Source organism: Enterococcus malodoratus ATCC 43197 (assembly GCF_000407185.1).
Taxonomy (GTDB): Bacteria; Bacillota; Bacilli; order Lactobacillales; family Enterococcaceae; genus Enterococcus_A; species Enterococcus_A malodoratus.
On sequence record NZ_KE136481.1, the window covers coordinates 1,769,194 to 1,785,129 of the forward strand.

The following is a 15,936-nucleotide window of genomic DNA, read 5'->3' on the forward strand; positions in this document are numbered from 1 at the left end:
CATAGTCAATGGTTCTATTTAGTCTTACGACGACGTACGATAAGTTTATCAGACGCAGCCTTCTTGTTACGTGTTTTATAACCCAATGCAGGTTGTCCCCAAGGAGATACTGGAGCTTTACGTCCGACTGGAGCTTTACCTTCACCACCACCGTGTGGGTGATCGTTAGGGTTCATTACGCTACCACGTACTGTTGGACGTTTACGCATCCAACGAGAACGACCAGCTTTACCGATGTTGATCAATTCGTGTTGTTCGTTACCAACAGAACCAATGGTTGCACGGCAAGTAGCTAAGATCATACGAACTTCGCCAGAGTTTAAACGTACTAATACGTATTTTCCTTCTTTACCAAGTACTTGAGCACTTGTACCAGCTGAACGGATTAATTGTCCGCCTTTGCCGGGTTTCATTTCAATGTTGTGGATTACAGTACCAACTGGAATGTTTTCAAGTGGTAAAGTATTTCCGATTTTGATATCTGCATCTGTTCCAGATACGATTGTCATGCCAACTTCCAAGCCTTTAGGGGCCAAGATGTAAGCTTTCACTCCGTCTGTATAATGAACTAATGCAATGTTTGCTGAGCGGTTTGGATCGTACTCGATCGTTTGAACTGTAGCAACCACGTTATCTTTGTTACGTTTAAAATCGATAACACGGTATTGACGTTTATGTCCGCCACCTTGATGACGTACAGTGATTCGACCGTTGTTGTTACGACCGGCGTTGTTTTTCAATGGTTCTAATAACGTCTTTTCAGGCGTTGAAGTCGTGATTTCAGCGAAATCAGAACTTGTCATATTACGACGACCATTTGTGGTAGGTTTGTACTTTTTAATCGCCACGTCTAGTTTCCCTCCTACTTACTTTACTAGTGATTTTCTGACGCTTATTCAGCAGCGTCAAAAAGTTGAATTTCTTTTGAGTCTTCAGATAAAGTCACAACAGCTTTGCGACGTTTTTTCGTGAAGCCTTGATATTTACCCATACGTTTTGCTTTTGGTTTAGCATTCATAATGTTTACATTTTTAACTTTAACGTCAAAAGCAGCTTCAACCGCTTGTTTAACTAAAGTTTTATTCGCACGAGTGTCAACTTCGAAAGTATATTTCTTTTCATCCATGTCTAACATAGATTTTTCAGTGATCACCGGGCGTTTAATTACGTCTAGTAAGTTCATTATGCAAGCACCTCCTCAATTTGAGTAAGAGCGGTTTGCGTTGCTAAGATTTTTTCATTAGCGACTACATCTAATACAGTAACGTTGTTTGAAGTAGTTACAGTCACGTTTGATAAGTTACGAGCAGCTAACCCAGCAACTTCGTTTTCTGTTTCAAGAACAACTAATACCTTAGAATCGATAGACAAGCCAGTTAATACTTGCTTGAATTCTTTTGTTTTAGGTGCGTCAAAGCTTAAAGCGTCAACAGCAACTAAATTATTTTCAGCAACTTTTTCTGACAAAACAGATTTAATTGCTAAGCGACGAACTTTTTTAGGAAGTTTGTAGCTGTATGAACGTGGTGTAGGTCCGAAGACGATACCACCTCCACGCCATTGTGGTGAACGGATAGAACCTTGACGAGCACGTCCAGTTCCTTTTTGACGCCATGGTTTGCGACCACCGCCACGAACTGCGCTACGATTTTTCACAGCGTGTGTTCCTTGTCTTAATGACGCGCGTTGCATAACGATTGCATCGTAAACAACACTCTCATTTGGTTCAATTCCGAAGATTTCTTCATTTAAAGTGATGTCACCGTTTTGAGTTCCATCTTGTTTGAATAATGCTACAGTTGGCATTCCTTAGTTCCTCCTTTCCTCTAACTATTATTTAGCTTTTACAGCTTTTTTGATAGTGATTAATGATTTTTTAGCTCCAGGTACATTACCCTTAACTAAGATAGCGTTGCGTTCAACGTCAACACGAGCAACTTCAAGATTTTGAATTGTCACGCGATTGCCGCCCATACGACCAGCTAATTTTTTATTTTTAAATACGCGGTTTGGTGCAACAGGACCCATAGATCCAGGACGACGGTGGTAACGAGAACCGTGAGCCATTGGGCCGCGGCTTTGTCCATGACGTTTGATAACGCCTTGGAATCCTTTACCTTTAGTCGTTCCGGTAACATCAATGATGTCTCCAGCTTGGAAAGTATCAACTTTCACTTCTTTACCTACTTCATAGTCTCCTAGCTCAACATCTTTGAATTCTCGAATGAAGCGCTTAGGAGCCGTGTTTGCTTTTGCAACATGACCTTTCGCAGGTTTGTTAGACAAAACTTCACGCATATCTTGGTAACCTAATTGAACTGCTTCGTAACCATCATTTTCCATTGTTTTCACTTGTAAAACAACGTTTGGAGTAGCTTCGATAACAGTAACTGGAATTAATTCACCAGATTCTGTGAAGATTTGAGTCATTCCCACTTTTTTCCCTAAGATTCCTTTGGTCATGATTACACCTCCATCTTCTTATTATAGTTTGATTTCAATATTCACACCTGATGGTAAGTCAAGCTTCATTAAAGCATCAACTGTCTTCGGTGTTGGGTTCACAATGTCGATTAAACGTTTGTGAGTCCGCATTTCGAATTGTTCGCGTGAATCTTTGTATTTATGAGTCGCACGGATTACAGTGTAAAGACTGCGTTCAGTTGGTAATGGAATTGGACCTGAAACGCCAGCTCCAGTTCTTTTTGCAGTTTCCACGATTTTATCCGCTGATTGATCTAAAATACCATGTTCATACGCTTTTAAACGGATACGAATTTTTTGTTTTGCCATCTTGTTCCCTCCTTCGCCTATTTTAAAAGTAGACATAGCTCCACGAAAATCTCCGTCACGCTCGTTCGTGGCAAAGCGTCCGGGCGTGTCGCAACCTCTCGTTTCAAAGCCGACGGATTCTTTTCGAACCCCCCAGTGTTTGTTGCACTCCTGCAAACAGCACCTTTATGATTATATTATATGAGACCTATGATTGCAAGGATTTTCTGAGTGATTTTCGATTTTTCGTCCTATTTTCAGAAAACAGTAAAATTTAATAGATAGAAAAAATTTTCTTTCCTATTATATAGGTATTCATTTCACCTTTTTTAACAGATGATAAAATCTCTTTGAAAAGGTATACGCATCTCCAGGCCAGCGAGCTGAAAGATAATTACGATCTTCCGTGACAAATGCTGGCGATTCATTCTTTAGAGAATCACGACGTAGTGAAAATACACCTGATTGAAATTGTTTCGAACTTTTCAGACCAGATTTCACTTCATCCTCCACTGTTATTGGATAGGTTCGATAATAATCACTCAGCCATAGCACCGTTAAATAGTACGCACTCATTTCCTGCATTTTTAACAGAGAAGTTGTTTGATAATCATAGAGTACGGATCGTTGATTTTGCGGATTTATCGTTCTAATTGCTAAAACAGTACCATGACAGATCGCACCTATTATTTTCTTTTCAGCAAAGAATTTTGCAACTTTTGCTTGTAAGACTGTGGACTCTAAATAAGTCTTCATTCCTTTATCGTGCCCTCCTGGCAATATAAGTCCATCGTAGTCGCTTGCTTTGATCTCCGAATAACTGATCGGATGCTTAAATGCGGTATCCGCACTCATTCGTTGGTACGCCTCGATCGCTGTATCATTTGCCATTAAAAAAGTCTTGAAAACGCCAAAACCTCTACCCGTGATTAGGCGCTCATCCGCAGCAGCAGCCTTTCCGTTGGGCGTCGCAAAAACGATTTCAACCCCTCGGCTCGTTAGGTATTCCCAAGGCACCGCTGATTCTGTTGGATCGAACCCGTAATGAGGCAATGGAATAAGGATCATATTACACCTCTCCTTTCAAAAGATTTACATTGGTATCGTACTAGAATTTTTAATAAATTTGAAACGATAGCATCTAAATCAGTTTTAACCAGCAATTCGAAATGTGAACGTGTAACTAACAAAAAAAGAGTCACCGATAAATCGGTGACTCTTTACGTCCGAGCAAATTTTAAGTTGTAGGTTGATTAAGCTTTAATTGTAGTTACAACGCCTGAACCAACAGTACGTCCGCCTTCACGAATAGAGAAACGAGTTCCGTCTTCGATCGCGATTGGGTGGATTAATTCAACTTCCATAGTTACGTTATCACCAGGCATTACCATTTCAGTACCTTCTGGTAGATCAACTACACCAGTTACGTCAGTTGTACGGAAGTAGAACTGAGGACGGTAGTTAGTGAAGAATGGAGTATGACGTCCGCCTTCTTCTTTAGTTAAAACGTAAACTTCTGCAGAGAATTTTGTATGTGGAGTGATTGAAGCTGGTTTAGCCAATACTTGTCCACGTTGGATGTCTTCACGTGCAACACCACGTAACAATGCACCAATGTTATCGCCTGCTTCAGCGTAATCTAACAATTTACGGAACATTTCAACACCTGTAACAGTTGTTTTAGCAGTTGCTTCAGCAATACCAACGATTTCAACTTCGTCACCAACGCGAACTTGTCCACGTTCAACACGACCAGTTGCAACAGTTCCACGACCAGTGATTGAGAATACATCTTCGACTGGCATCATGAATGGTTTGTCAGTATCACGAACTGGTGTTGGGATATATTCATCAACAGCAGCCATTAATTCTAAGATTTTTTCTTCGTATGAAGCATCGCCTTCTAAAGCTTTCAAAGCTGAACCAGCGATAACTGGAGTGTCGTCGCCTGGGAAGTCGTATTCTGACAATAAGTCACGAACTTCCATTTCAACTAATTCTAGTAATTCTTCATCATCAACCATATCCATTTTGTTTAAGAATACAACGATGTAAGGAACACCAACGTTACGAGATAACAAGATGTGTTCACGAGTTTGAGGCATAGGACCATCAGCAGCAGATACTACTAAGATAGCTCCGTCCATTTGTGCAGCACCAGTGATCATGTTTTTAACGTAGTCCGCGTGTCCTGGGCAGTCAACGTGAGCATAGTGACGGTTGTCAGTTTCATACTCAACGTGAGCAGTGTTAATAGTGATTCCGCGTTCGCGTTCTTCTGGAGCACCATCAATTTGTGCGTAATCCATAGCAGTCGCGCCGCCTTTTTTAGCAAGTACAGTTGTAATTGCTGCTGTTAAAGTAGTTTTACCATGGTCAACGTGTCCGATAGTACCAATGTTAACATGGGGTTTTGAACGGTCAAATTTTTCTTTAGCCATTTAAAATGTTCCTCCTAAATGAGTTTTGTTTTTTATTCTGATAGGTCCGTACCGCAGAAGCGATACGAGCCCATATCATCAGTTAATTATTTTACATGAAATACTGTTAAAAATATAGGTCTTTTACTAGAAACCTGCCAAAATCAATTGACTTTTAAGAATTATTCAGCTTTGCCGCCGTTTTTCTTAATAATCTCTTCTTGAACAGATTTTGGTACATCTTCATAGTGGTCAAAGACCATCATGAATGTTCCGCGTCCTTGAGTAGAAGAACGAAGCGTTGTTGCGTAACCGAACATTTCAGCTAACGGTACAATAGCGTTAACGATTTGTGCGTTACCATGAGCTTCCATACCTTCAACACGACCACGACGAGCAGTTACGTGACCCATAACATCACCTAAGTAATCTTCTGGAACAGTAATCGTAACCTTCATCATTGGTTCAAGAATCGCAGGGCTAGCTTTCTTCGCAGCAGCACGGAGCGCCATAGACGCAGCTACACGGAAGGCCGTTTCATTCGAATCGACATCATGGTATGAACCATCATAAAGTTTCGCTTTAATATCAACCAATGGATAACCAGCTAGTACACCGTTTGCCATTGAATCTTCTAATCCCTTTTCAACTGCTGGAATGTATTCACGAGGAACCACACCACCGACAATTGCATTTTCAAATTCAAAGCCGGCACCTTCTTCGTTTGGCGTAAATTCGATCCATACGTGACCGTATTGACCTTTACCACCAGACTGACGTACAAACTTACCTTCTGCATTTGTCGCAGCACGGAATGTTTCACGATAAGATACTTGAGGCGCACCAACGTTTGCCTCTACTTTAAATTCACGACGCATACGGTCGACCAAAACGTCCAAGTGAAGTTCACCCATACCAGCGATAACAGTTTCGCCAGTTTCAACGTTTGTTTCAACGCGGAATGATGGATCTTCTTCAGCAAGTTTTTGTAATGCAATACCCATTTTATCTTGGTCAGCTTTTGATTTTGGTTCAACAGCAACTTCGATAACTGGATCAGGGAATTCGATAGATTCTAAAATAACTGGTGCATCTTCAGCACAAAGTGTATCCCCAGTTGTTGTATCTTTCAATCCAACAGCGGCAGCGATATCACCTGAGTAAACTGTATCGATTTCTTTACGAGTATTTGCATGCATTTGCAAGATACGACCAATACGTTCACGTTTGCCTTTAGATGCGTTCAAAACGTATGAACCAGAGTTTAAAACACCTGAATAAACACGGAAGAATGTTAAACGACCTACGAATGGGTCAGTCATAACTTTAAACGCTAGTGATGAGAATGGAGCTGAATCATCAGCCGGACGTTCAGTTTCTTCGTCAGTTTTAGGGTTAAAACCTTTGATTGCAGGTACGTCAGTAGGTGCTGGAAGATAGTCAATGACTGCATCCAACATCAATTGAACCCCTTTATTTTTGAATGCTGATCCACATAAAACTGGATAGAAATCAACAGCTAGTGTAGCTTTACGGATACCCGCTTTTAATTCTTCATCAGTGATTTCTTCACCTTCTAAGAATTTCATCATTAGGTCTTCATCAGTATCAGCAACTGCTTCAACTAATTTTTCACGCCATTCTTCAGCTAACTCTTGATAATCTGCAGGGATTTCAGTCTCTTGGATTTCAGTCCCTAAATCATTTGTGTAGATTTCAGCTTTCATTTTAACTAGGTCGATAATACCAGTGAAGTCATCTTCAGCACCAATTGGTAATTGGATTGGATGAGCATTCGCTTGTAAACGATCATGTAAAGTGCTCACTGAATAAAGGAAGTCCGCACCGATTTTATCCATTTTGTTACAGAATACAATACGTGGTACAGCGTATTCTGTTGCTTGACGCCAAACAGTTTCTGTTTGTGGTTCTACACCTGATTGTGAGTCCAACACAGTTACCGCACCGTCAAGAACACGTAATGAACGTTGAACTTCAATTGTGAAGTCCACGTGTCCTGGGGTATCAATAATATTTACGCGGTGACCCTTCCATTGTGCAGTTGTTGCAGCAGAAGTGATCGTGATACCACGTTCTTGTTCTTGTTCCATCCAGTCCATTTGAGAAGCGCCTTCGTGGGTTTCACCAATTTTATGGATTTTACCAGTGTAGTACAAGATACGCTCAGTTGCTGTAGTTTTACCTGCATCAACGTGGGCCATGATCCCGATATTACGAGTATTGTCTAGAGAAAATTCTCTTGCCATTTCTTTGTTTGCTCCTCTCTTAAATTGAAATTAGTATTGTTGAGTCGTTTTTCTGCCAACTTTCGTCGGCAGAAAAAATCTTACCAACGATAATGAGCAAATGCACGGTTGGCTTCCGCCATTTTGTGTGTATCTTCGCGTTTTTTAACAGAAGCACCAGTGTTATTAGCAGCATCCATAAGTTCTTTCGCTAAGCGTTCTTCCATTGTATGTTCGCCGCGTAAACGAGCGAAGTTAACAACCCAACGCAATCCCAATGTAGTACGACGTTCTGGACGTACTTCAACGGGTACTTGATAGTTAGAACCCCCAACCCGGCGAGCTTTAACTTCTAATACAGGCATAATATTCTCCATTGCTTGTTCGAAAACTTCCAATGGATCATTTCCTGTTGATTCTTTAATTGTGCTAAAAGCATTGTATACGATATTTGAAGCAGTACCACGTTTGCCGTCAACCATTACACGGTTGATTAAACGAGTTACTAACTTAGAGTTATACATAGGATCTGGCAAAACATCACGTTTTGCAATCATTCCTTTACGAGTCATACGTAACTCCTCCTTCCGAAAATATGTCTTATCTATTCGTTTGATTAAGCTTTAGGTTTTTTAGTACCGTATTTAGAACGGCTTTGTTTACGATCGTTTACACCGGCAGTGTCTAGTGCGCCACGAACGATATGGTAACGTACCCCTGGTAAATCTTTTACACGTCCACCACGTAATAGAACAACACTATGTTCTTGTAGGTTATGGCCGATACCTGGAATATAAGCTGTTACTTCAATCAAGTTTGACAAACGAACACGAGCATACTTACGTAACGCTGAGTTAGGTTTCTTAGGTGTCATAGTCCCCACACGTGTACAAACTCCACGTTTTTGTGGTGAGTTCACGTTTGTTTGAGCTTTTTTAAAGCTATTATATCCTTTGTTCAATGCTGGTGAATTTGATTTTTCCACCTTTGATTTACGAGGTTTACGTACTAATTGGTTAATTGTAGGCATTCCTTGTTTCCTCCTTCCTCGATTCGCTTTCTAGTACCACACATCCTGGTGGTTCTTTTTCGGCGATAAAAAATAATGCATCCCTGCATTCTCTATCAAGCGTACCTTGACACAGTCAGCACGTCCCATTCGAGAGACCTGTTCACAAAGCACCTTTGATAGCATACCACGGTTGGATTTTACTGTCAACAAACATTCTGGACTTTTTTCTTCTTTTATTCTCAAGTAGTTTTTTTACATAAAATATTTGGACTAAGAAAAATTCCATTCTATTCCAATTGGCTTTTTTCCTCATAAAGACAGTAAGTAAAACGCATTCACTTTTTTGGTCTTTTTTACTGAAAAGGCTATCTTTTTTCTTTTTTTGCGATTACAATGGACGTAACTTAGCAGAAGGTGGGATTTTCAATGAATTTGAAAGAGTTAGTTGGGATCGAAGCAGCGAAATATGTCAAAGACGGGATGATTGTCGGATTAGGAACTGGATCTACGGCTTATTACTTAGTAAAAGAATTAGGGCGTCGAGTAAACGAAGAAGGCTTGAAGATTACTGGTGTAGTAACTTCATCTAAAACAGAGGAGCAAGCAAAAGAATTAGGCATTCCTCTGAAAGCTATCGATGATGTGGAATCCGTCGATCTTACTATTGATGGTGCAGATGAAATCAGCGATGACTTCCAAGGTATCAAAGGCGGCGGCGCAGCTCTGCTTTTCGAGAAAGTGGTAGCAACTTATTCAAAAGACTGCATGTGGATCGTAGACGAAAGCAAGATGGTCAATAAACTGGGTAAATTCCCTTTACCAGTTGAAGTCGTACCATTTGGTAGTCATAACGTTTTTCGTTTATTTGAATCGCGCGGCTATACTCCGACTTGGCGCATGAATGACGCCAATGAATATTTGTTAACAGATGGCGGGCATTACATTATTGATCTGCACCTAGATACGATTGAAGATCCTCATGCATTAGCTGAAGAATTGGACGCTTGTGTGGGTGTTGTTGAGCACGGATTATTCATTGATATGATATCGCGTGTAATCGTCGGCACGCCAGAAGGGCCAAAAATCCTCGAAGTACCTGGAAAATAATTTTTATAAAAATCCCTTTAAAGCTCGTGATTTGATAAAAAACACACTCAATTTAATGGAAATCATGGCAGAAACATTGTACAATGAATCAGGAATTGAAAATTTCAGAAATTTCAAAAGGAGAGAATGATATGCCAAAATTAGTTTTTTCTCGTCACGGCTTAAGTGAATGGAACAAATTGAACCAATTTACAGGCTGGGCAGACGTTGATTTGGCTCCAGAAGGTGTCGAAGAAGCAAAAGAAGGCGGACGTAAAATTAAAGAAGCAGGAATTGAATTCGATGTAGCTTACACATCTGTTTTAACTCGTGCGATCAAAACTTGTGACTTGATTTTAGAATACTCTGATCAACTTTGGGTACCAACGATTAAATCTTGGCGCTTAAACGAACGTCACTATGGTAAATTGCAAGGATTGAACAAAAAAGAAACCGCTGAAAAATACGGTGACGAACAAGTTCATATCTGGCGCCGTTCATACGACGTATTACCTCCATTGATGGAAGCTACTGACGAAGGTTCAGCAGCACAAGAACGTCGTTATGCAATGTTAGACCCTCGCGATATTCCTGGCGGCGAAAACCTAAAAGTTACTTTGGAACGTGCACTGCCTTTCTGGCAAGATGAAATCGCTCCTGCTTTGAAAGATGACAAAACTGTTTTAGTTGCTGCGCATGGTAATTCATTGCGTGCATTAGCTAAACATATCGAAGGCATTTCTGATGCAGATATCATGGACTTAGAAATCCCAACAGGTCAACCATTGGTTTATGAATTAAACGATGACCTAACAGTAGCTAAAAAATACTATTTATAAAATTCTCCCCGGCTCAATAATTGGGCCGGGTTTTCTGTATAAAAAAAGACATGAAAAGAAAAAATTCTTTTCATGTCTTTTTTTATGCGGCCGAGAAGACTCGAACTTCCACGGTATTACTACCACTAGCGCCTGAAGCTAGCGCGTCTGCCAATTCCGCCACGACCGCGATTATAAATCACTTCTTTATTTTAGCACAAAATAAAGATTTTAATAAAAAAAAACGCTGGGAAACCCAACGCTTTAATCATGATTCAAAAAACTTGCAACCTTTGTAGCAATCAAATCAATCGCTACATGATTTTCTCCGCCTTCTGGCACGATGATATCTGCATAACGTTTCGTTGGTTCAATAAATTGATGATACATCGGCTTCACTACGGTCAGATATTGATCAATCACTGAATCTAACGTTCGACCGCGTTCATTCATGTCACGCTTAATTCGACGAATGATTCGGGTATCGTCATCCGTATCCACGTAGATTTTTATATCCATCAAGTCTCGCAAGCGCTCGTCTTCCAAAATTAGAATACCTTCTACTATAATAACTTCCTTCGGTTCCTGTACATAAACTTGATCACTGCGTGTATGTGCTACGTAATCATAAATTGGTACTTCCACCGTTTGGTAACTCGTTAATCCTTTTAGATGCTCGATCAATAAATCTGTGTCAAAGGCAAATGGATGGTCGTAATTTGTTTTTAATCGTTCATCAAAGCTGATACCGCTTTGGTCTTTATAATAAGAATCATGCTCCAACATCATAATAGAATGATTTGGAAATCGATTGTAGATCGCACGACTGACACTCGTCTTCCCACTGCCTGAACCGCCTGTTACACCAATAATGATCGGCTTGTTTTTCATGCAAATAAAACCTCTTTCGTTTTTTCATTAGTCCTATTATAGCGAAACACCGTTAAATTGCTATTAAAAACTCAAAATTCTTCTAAAATTTGATAGAGGTCGGTCAATTCTTTAATTTGAAATGTCGGTTTGATCTCATTTGGTTCTTGTTGTTGTGGATTCATCCAGATCGTATCAATGCCAGCCACTTGTCCGCCTTTGATATCTGAGGTTAAAGAATCACCAATGATCACCGTCTTTTCCTTATTCAAACGTGGAATCTCAGAAAAAACAATATCAAAAAATTCTTTCATCGGTTTATGAACACCCATTTCTTCAGAGATAAAGAATTTCTTGAAGTACGGTGCTAGACCCGATTTTTTCAACCGCTGATGCTGTGTTACGGAGACACCATTCGTCACGATGTAAAGGTCCTCTTTCTGACTTAGAGCTTCTACGACCTCTAGACTATTTGCGATCAATTGATACCCTTGATTCAAATACTGGCGATAACGTGCTTCGGTATTGGGTCCATCCACTTCTCGTTCATACTGTTCGAAAAATAAACGAAAGCGATTGTCTAGCAGCTCTTGGCGTGACAGCAAACCTGCTTCATGATCGCGCCAAAAACCATGATTCATTTTTTTATAATTATTTTTTACTGATAATGAGGGTTCTACCCCCATATCTTGGAACAACCAGCTAAGCGCTTGTTCTTCCGCTGCTTTAAAATCTAGCAATGTATCATCAATATCAAATAAAATTGTCTCGTATCGCATCTTCAAACCTTCTATCTAAAATATGATTTTAATTGTTGAAGCTCCTCTTGTGCCAGTGAACGATAGTCGCCTTGCGCCAAATCTTCCGGCAACTGTAGCGGTCCCATCGTAAGTCGCTTCAAACTTGTTACTTTTTTCCCACAAGCCAAAAACATTTTTTTGACTTGATGAAATTTTCCTTCTCGAATTGTCAGCAATACTTCCGAATGGCTCGGCTCAGAACTCAAAATTTCCAATTGTGCTGGCTGACAACGAATCCCTCCGTGAAAAACGATGCCTTCTTCAAATGCCGAGATATCTTCGTGTGTCACCATTTCATTGACCGTCGCACGATATGTTTTCGTTACCTTGGAGCCTGGTTGCAAAAGATCATACCCTAACTGGCCATTATCAGTCAAAAGTAATAACCCTGTTGTGTCACGATCCAAACGCCCGACCGGATACAAGTCGGCCGGACGTTCAGCTTTCGCGATCAATTCTATTACTGTTTGAAATTTCGAGTCGCTCTTCGCGGTTACAACACCTGCTGGTTTATTCAGTAAATAATAGACATGGTTCGTCTGCAGATTCTGACCATTAACCTGGATTTCATGCAGTTGGCTATCCACGTTGCGCTGCTGATTGAATTCAGCAACACCATCAACAAAGACTTTCTTCATAAGAAACAAACGCTTCATTTCTTTGCGAGTTGTCGCTAAATTTTGTTCGATTACTTTGTCTAATCGCATTTTTGAAACTCCTTCAAATCTGACGGACTCATTATACCGAAATTTCAAAAAAAGACAAAACCACTTAGGTCTTGTCTTTACATTTTATTCATTTTTGAGGGTAAACGTCACATCACCCAGATCTGTCATTGAGGTAAAGCTTTCGTCCTGACTAACCTTTAGTTGAAAAATTTTTTTCTTTCAAAATTCTCTTTGGTAACTTCTTAAACAATCCCCCGTATGAAAGTCTTTTCTTAAACTTTTTGGCTTACTCCTTTTGTCTCTTTTCAATAAAGAAAAGGGATTATCCTTGCAATTTCATGAGATACGTCCTAGAATTTAATTATACGAGTCAGAGATTCGTATGATTAAGTGAATCGACACTTCGGTGTCAAAGGTTTCTCATACACAGCGTTACGACCTGGTAGAGAAAGTTGAACTTAGACTTTTTTTGGACAGTTGTGTATTCGACTGTCTTTTTGCGTTTTCGCGAAGCCATTGTGCTGAGAATAACCCGTCACTTAAATAAAATCTGTCTGAACAAACCACAGACAGTCACATTTTAAGGAGGAATTTGGTTATGGCAGTATCATTGAAAGTAGAAGAAAGAGCAACTCGTCCCCGTTCCGTTCGCAATCAATTGCGTCACGAAGGAAAAGTCCCTGCAGTCGTTAATGGTTACAAAGTAGAAAGCACACCTATCTCAATCGATGAACGTGACTTCTCAAAATTATTGCGTGAAAATGGTGCAAACACTGTTTTTACAATTGAAATTGGCGGCAAAAAAGTAAATACTTTATTGCGCGGATCTCAAATGGATACTTTTACTCATCGTTTAACTCACGTTGAATTATTATCAGTAAACTTATCAGAAGAAACAGAAGCAGAAACAGAAATCAACTTAGTTGGTGAATCTGCAGGCGTGAAAGCTGGCGGTGTATTAACTCAAACACTTTATACAGTAACTGTTTCCGCAACACCAGAAAAATTACCAGAAGGTATCGAAGTAGACATCTCTGGATTAGAAATTGGCGAATCGATCTCTATCGGCGACCTACCTAAAAACGCTGATTACACGATCGTAACGGATGCTGAAGAACAAATCGCAGCGATCCAAGAAGCTCAAGAACTTCCTGAAGAAGACGCTCCTGCTGAAGGCGCTGAACCAGAAGTCATCGGCGAATCAACGGAAGAATAGAAACTTAGCGGGGCATGCCGAAAGATATTTCGGCATGCCTCTTTTTATGGTATTAACTATCTCTTAACCTGATCAGCAATGTACGTTCTTTTACTTTTTCTTATATACCAAGCACAATGAGTGGTCTTTTTGGAAAAAAAGATTTACAATAAGTCACTACAAAGCTTACTTGTACTTTAAGTAAGTGATTCCAACTAAAGGAGGAAAATCTATGTTTGAAACATTTGATTCGAAAAAAAGTCGTTATGCCTCTGTCGGTGTGGTGTCCAGCTTGCCGGGCGAGCTGATTGATAGTATCTGGTATATCATTGACTTAGACTTGAAGGGTTTGATCCCATTAGAAAATATCTTAAGTTTTGACTTAATCAACAATGATGGCCATGTCACGATGCACTTCTCTCAAGAAGGAAGCAGCGTTGAGATGGGAATTGATTTACCCTTTGGCTACTCTAATGAGTTTCCGCAAGAGGTCTATGCTTATGATGACGGCAGCCGTCAAACTATTTTGTTGCCGAATGAGATTCGCCAACGTTAGCTGATAAGACAATCCTTTTTTGAGGGTTGTCTTTTTTTCTTAACATTTTAAGCGAGACTCTTGCTTTCAGAAAAATATGTGGTACTATCAATCAGAAAATTTTTTTAGAAAGCAGGAAAAAAATGAAAGAGTTGACTCATGGAAATCCAGCAAAGCTGATTATTCTATTCGCTTTGCCTTTATTTGTAGGAAATGTTTTTCAGCAATTTTATAGCATGGTGGACATGGTCGTGGTTGGGCAGACTTTAGGAAAAGATGCGCTTGCCGCAGTTGGGGCCACCAGCAGTGTCAGTTTTTTGATTATTGGTTTTGCGCAAGGATTGACAGCGGGTCTCTCGATCATTACAGCGCAGCGGTTTGGTGCTAAGGATGCTCAAGGGGTTCGAAAAAGTTTCGCCACCTCTATTATGATCAGCCTCGGAGTAACTGTTGTTTTAACAACTTTGAGTTTGCTATTTTTGCGTCCTTTACTACTTTTGATGCAAACGCCGCCGGAACTTTTAAATCAAGCGCAAGAATTTATTTCAGTCATTCTAGCCGGAATTTTCGCCTCAATGAGCTTTAACCTTTTATCTAATATGGTTCGAGCCCTAGGTGATAGTCGGACTCCTTTATTTTTCTTGGCATTTGCAGTCGTAATCAATGTTGTTTTAGATCTCGTTTTTATTATTTATTTTCATATGGGGGTTGCCGGAGCCGGATTCGCTACAGTCATTGCACAAGTATCAGCAAGCCTCATGTGTGTCTGGTTTATTCGCAGGAAAATCCCTCTGCTGCAAATCAGTCGAAAACATTTCACTTTCGATAAACAAGATTTCCGAGCACATCTAAACGCAGCTTTACCAATGGGATTTCAGTCATCCATTATTGCGATTGGGGCGGTAATTTTACAATCTGCCCTGAATACTTTAGGAACCGATGTTGTTGCTGCTCAAACAACGGCTAACCGAATCGATCAATTTGCGATTTTGCCTATGATGTCTTTTGGTATTACCATGGCGACTTTCACGGCACAGAATTTAGGCGCGAAGGAATATGGACGAATTTTACGCGGCGTCAAACAATGTTTGATGATGAGTATTGCATTTAGTATTCTTGCCGGTGTGCTGGTAATAACTTGTGGTCACTTCTTCGTCGCTCTATTTGTAAGTCGGAGTGAAGTACAAGTATTTGAATTAGCGCAGACTTATTTCAATATCAACGGTTCCTTGTATTGGGTTTTGGCTATCTTATTTATTCTTCGATACACTTTACAAGGATTAGGACAAGCAAAAATCCCGACAATTGCCGGGATCATGGAATTAGTTATGCGTTCCTTCGCTGCTATTATCTTGACTCATGCCTTTGGTTTTGCGGGTGCTGCTTTTGCTTCTCCTTTGGCTTGGATTGGTTCAACAGCTGTCTTGTTGGCTTCCTACTTCAAAGCGATGAGACATTTGAAAAAATTGGATCATGAACAGCAAGTCCATCTGCAAATAAAGAGTGAGGCCTAG

18 protein-coding genes and 1 tRNA gene are annotated in these 15,936 nt (G+C 40.2%); 5 read left to right on the forward strand and 14 right to left on the reverse strand.

The features are described from left to right. Window positions 1-14: 14 nt before the first annotated feature. From rplB to rpsL, 10 genes are all read right to left on the reverse strand, one after another. Window positions 15-848 (reverse strand): 50S ribosomal protein L2, encoded by an 834-nt coding sequence (gene rplB / locus I585_RS08660; RefSeq protein ID WP_010742753.1) that lies wholly within the window; start codon window positions 846-848, stop codon window positions 15-17. A 44-nt stretch (window positions 849-892) separates the two neighbouring features. Next, entirely contained in the window at window positions 893-1,183 is a 291-nt protein-coding gene (locus I585_RS08665) for a 50S ribosomal protein L23 (protein ID WP_010742752.1), read from the reverse strand. After that, window positions 1,183-1,806 carry a 50S ribosomal protein L4 gene (gene rplD / locus I585_RS08670; protein ID WP_010742751.1) on the reverse strand — a complete coding sequence of 208 codons (624 nt, stop codon included), beginning with the start codon at window positions 1,804-1,806 and terminating at the stop codon, window positions 1,183-1,185. The genes I585_RS08665 and rplD overlap by 1 nt, the downstream gene beginning before the upstream one ends. 27 nt (window positions 1,807-1,833) lie before the next feature. Beyond that, window positions 1,834-2,463: a 50S ribosomal protein L3 gene (gene rplC, locus I585_RS08675; protein WP_010742750.1), complete on the reverse strand. Its 630-nt coding sequence runs from the start codon at window positions 2,461-2,463 to the stop codon at window positions 1,834-1,836. Between the two features lie 21 nt (window positions 2,464-2,484). Further along, entirely contained in the window at window positions 2,485-2,793 is a 309-nt protein-coding gene (rpsJ, locus tag I585_RS08680; RefSeq protein WP_010742749.1) for a 30S ribosomal protein S10, read from the reverse strand. A 294-nt stretch (window positions 2,794-3,087) separates the two neighbouring features. Further along, entirely contained in the window at window positions 3,088-3,840 is a 753-nt protein-coding gene (locus I585_RS08685) for a type 1 glutamine amidotransferase domain-containing protein (protein ID WP_010742748.1), read from the reverse strand. 185 nt (window positions 3,841-4,025) lie between these two features. Continuing rightward, window positions 4,026-5,213 carry an elongation factor Tu gene (gene tuf, locus I585_RS08690; RefSeq protein ID WP_010742747.1) on the reverse strand — a complete coding sequence of 396 codons (1,188 nt, stop codon included), beginning with the start codon at window positions 5,211-5,213 and terminating at the stop codon, window positions 4,026-4,028. 161 nt (window positions 5,214-5,374) lie between these two features. Continuing rightward, window positions 5,375-7,459, reverse strand: coding sequence for an elongation factor G (gene fusA, locus I585_RS08695; protein ID WP_010742746.1), 2,085 nt, complete (start codon window positions 7,457-7,459; stop codon window positions 5,375-5,377). 80 nt (window positions 7,460-7,539) lie between these two features. Continuing rightward, on the reverse strand, window positions 7,540-8,010 hold the full coding sequence (rpsG, locus tag I585_RS08700; RefSeq protein WP_010742745.1) for a 30S ribosomal protein S7: 471 nt from the start codon (window positions 8,008-8,010) through the stop codon (window positions 7,540-7,542). 44 nt (window positions 8,011-8,054) lie between these two features. Then, the gene (rpsL, locus tag I585_RS08705) at window positions 8,055-8,468 is read right to left on the reverse strand and encodes a 30S ribosomal protein S12 (protein ID WP_010742744.1); all 414 of its coding nucleotides are present in this window, start codon (window positions 8,466-8,468) and stop codon (window positions 8,055-8,057) included. Between the two features lie 408 nt (window positions 8,469-8,876). Here rpsL and rpiA point away from each other — a divergent pair, with 408 nt between their 5' ends. Further along, window positions 8,877-9,557 carry a ribose-5-phosphate isomerase RpiA gene (rpiA, locus tag I585_RS08710; RefSeq protein WP_010742743.1) on the forward strand — a complete coding sequence of 227 codons (681 nt, stop codon included), beginning with the start codon at window positions 8,877-8,879 and terminating at the stop codon, window positions 9,555-9,557. Window positions 9,558-9,688: 131 nt separating this feature from the next. Next, entirely contained in the window at window positions 9,689-10,375 is a 687-nt protein-coding gene (gene gpmA / locus I585_RS08715) for a 2,3-diphosphoglycerate-dependent phosphoglycerate mutase (RefSeq protein WP_010742742.1), read from the forward strand. 85 nt (window positions 10,376-10,460) lie between these two features. On the opposite strand, the gene I585_RS08720 is transcribed toward gpmA, so the two are convergent. From I585_RS08720 to I585_RS08735, 4 genes are all read right to left on the reverse strand, one after another. Further along, window positions 10,461-10,544: transfer RNA gene (locus tag I585_RS08720), tRNA-Leu, on the reverse strand. A 74-nt stretch (window positions 10,545-10,618) separates the two neighbouring features. Continuing rightward, window positions 10,619-11,245 carry a uridine kinase gene (udk, locus tag I585_RS08725; RefSeq protein ID WP_010742741.1) on the reverse strand — a complete coding sequence of 209 codons (627 nt, stop codon included), beginning with the start codon at window positions 11,243-11,245 and terminating at the stop codon, window positions 10,619-10,621. A 71-nt stretch (window positions 11,246-11,316) separates the two neighbouring features. Continuing rightward, a complete protein-coding gene (locus tag I585_RS08730) occupies window positions 11,317-12,003 on the reverse strand; it encodes a YjjG family noncanonical pyrimidine nucleotidase (RefSeq protein ID WP_010742740.1) in 687 nt (228 codons plus the stop codon). A gap of 11 nt (window positions 12,004-12,014) precedes the next feature. After that, window positions 12,015-12,731 (reverse strand): 16S rRNA pseudouridine(516) synthase, encoded by a 717-nt coding sequence (locus tag I585_RS08735; protein WP_010742739.1) that lies wholly within the window; start codon window positions 12,729-12,731, stop codon window positions 12,015-12,017. 559 nt (window positions 12,732-13,290) lie between these two features. Here I585_RS08735 and I585_RS08740 point away from each other — a divergent pair. The 3 genes from I585_RS08740 (at window position 13,291) to I585_RS08750 (ending at window position 15,936) form a co-directional block, all read left to right on the forward strand. Next, window positions 13,291-13,908 carry a 50S ribosomal protein L25/general stress protein Ctc gene (locus tag I585_RS08740; RefSeq protein WP_010742738.1) on the forward strand — a complete coding sequence of 206 codons (618 nt, stop codon included), beginning with the start codon at window positions 13,291-13,293 and terminating at the stop codon, window positions 13,906-13,908. A 211-nt stretch (window positions 13,909-14,119) separates the two neighbouring features. Continuing rightward, window positions 14,120-14,443 carry a DUF960 domain-containing protein gene (locus tag I585_RS08745; protein WP_010742737.1) on the forward strand — a complete coding sequence of 108 codons (324 nt, stop codon included), beginning with the start codon at window positions 14,120-14,122 and terminating at the stop codon, window positions 14,441-14,443. Window positions 14,444-14,565: 122 nt separating this feature from the next. Beyond that, complete coding sequence (locus I585_RS08750) at window positions 14,566-15,936, forward strand: MATE family efflux transporter (protein WP_010742736.1); 1,371 nt, start codon at window positions 14,566-14,568, stop codon at window positions 15,934-15,936.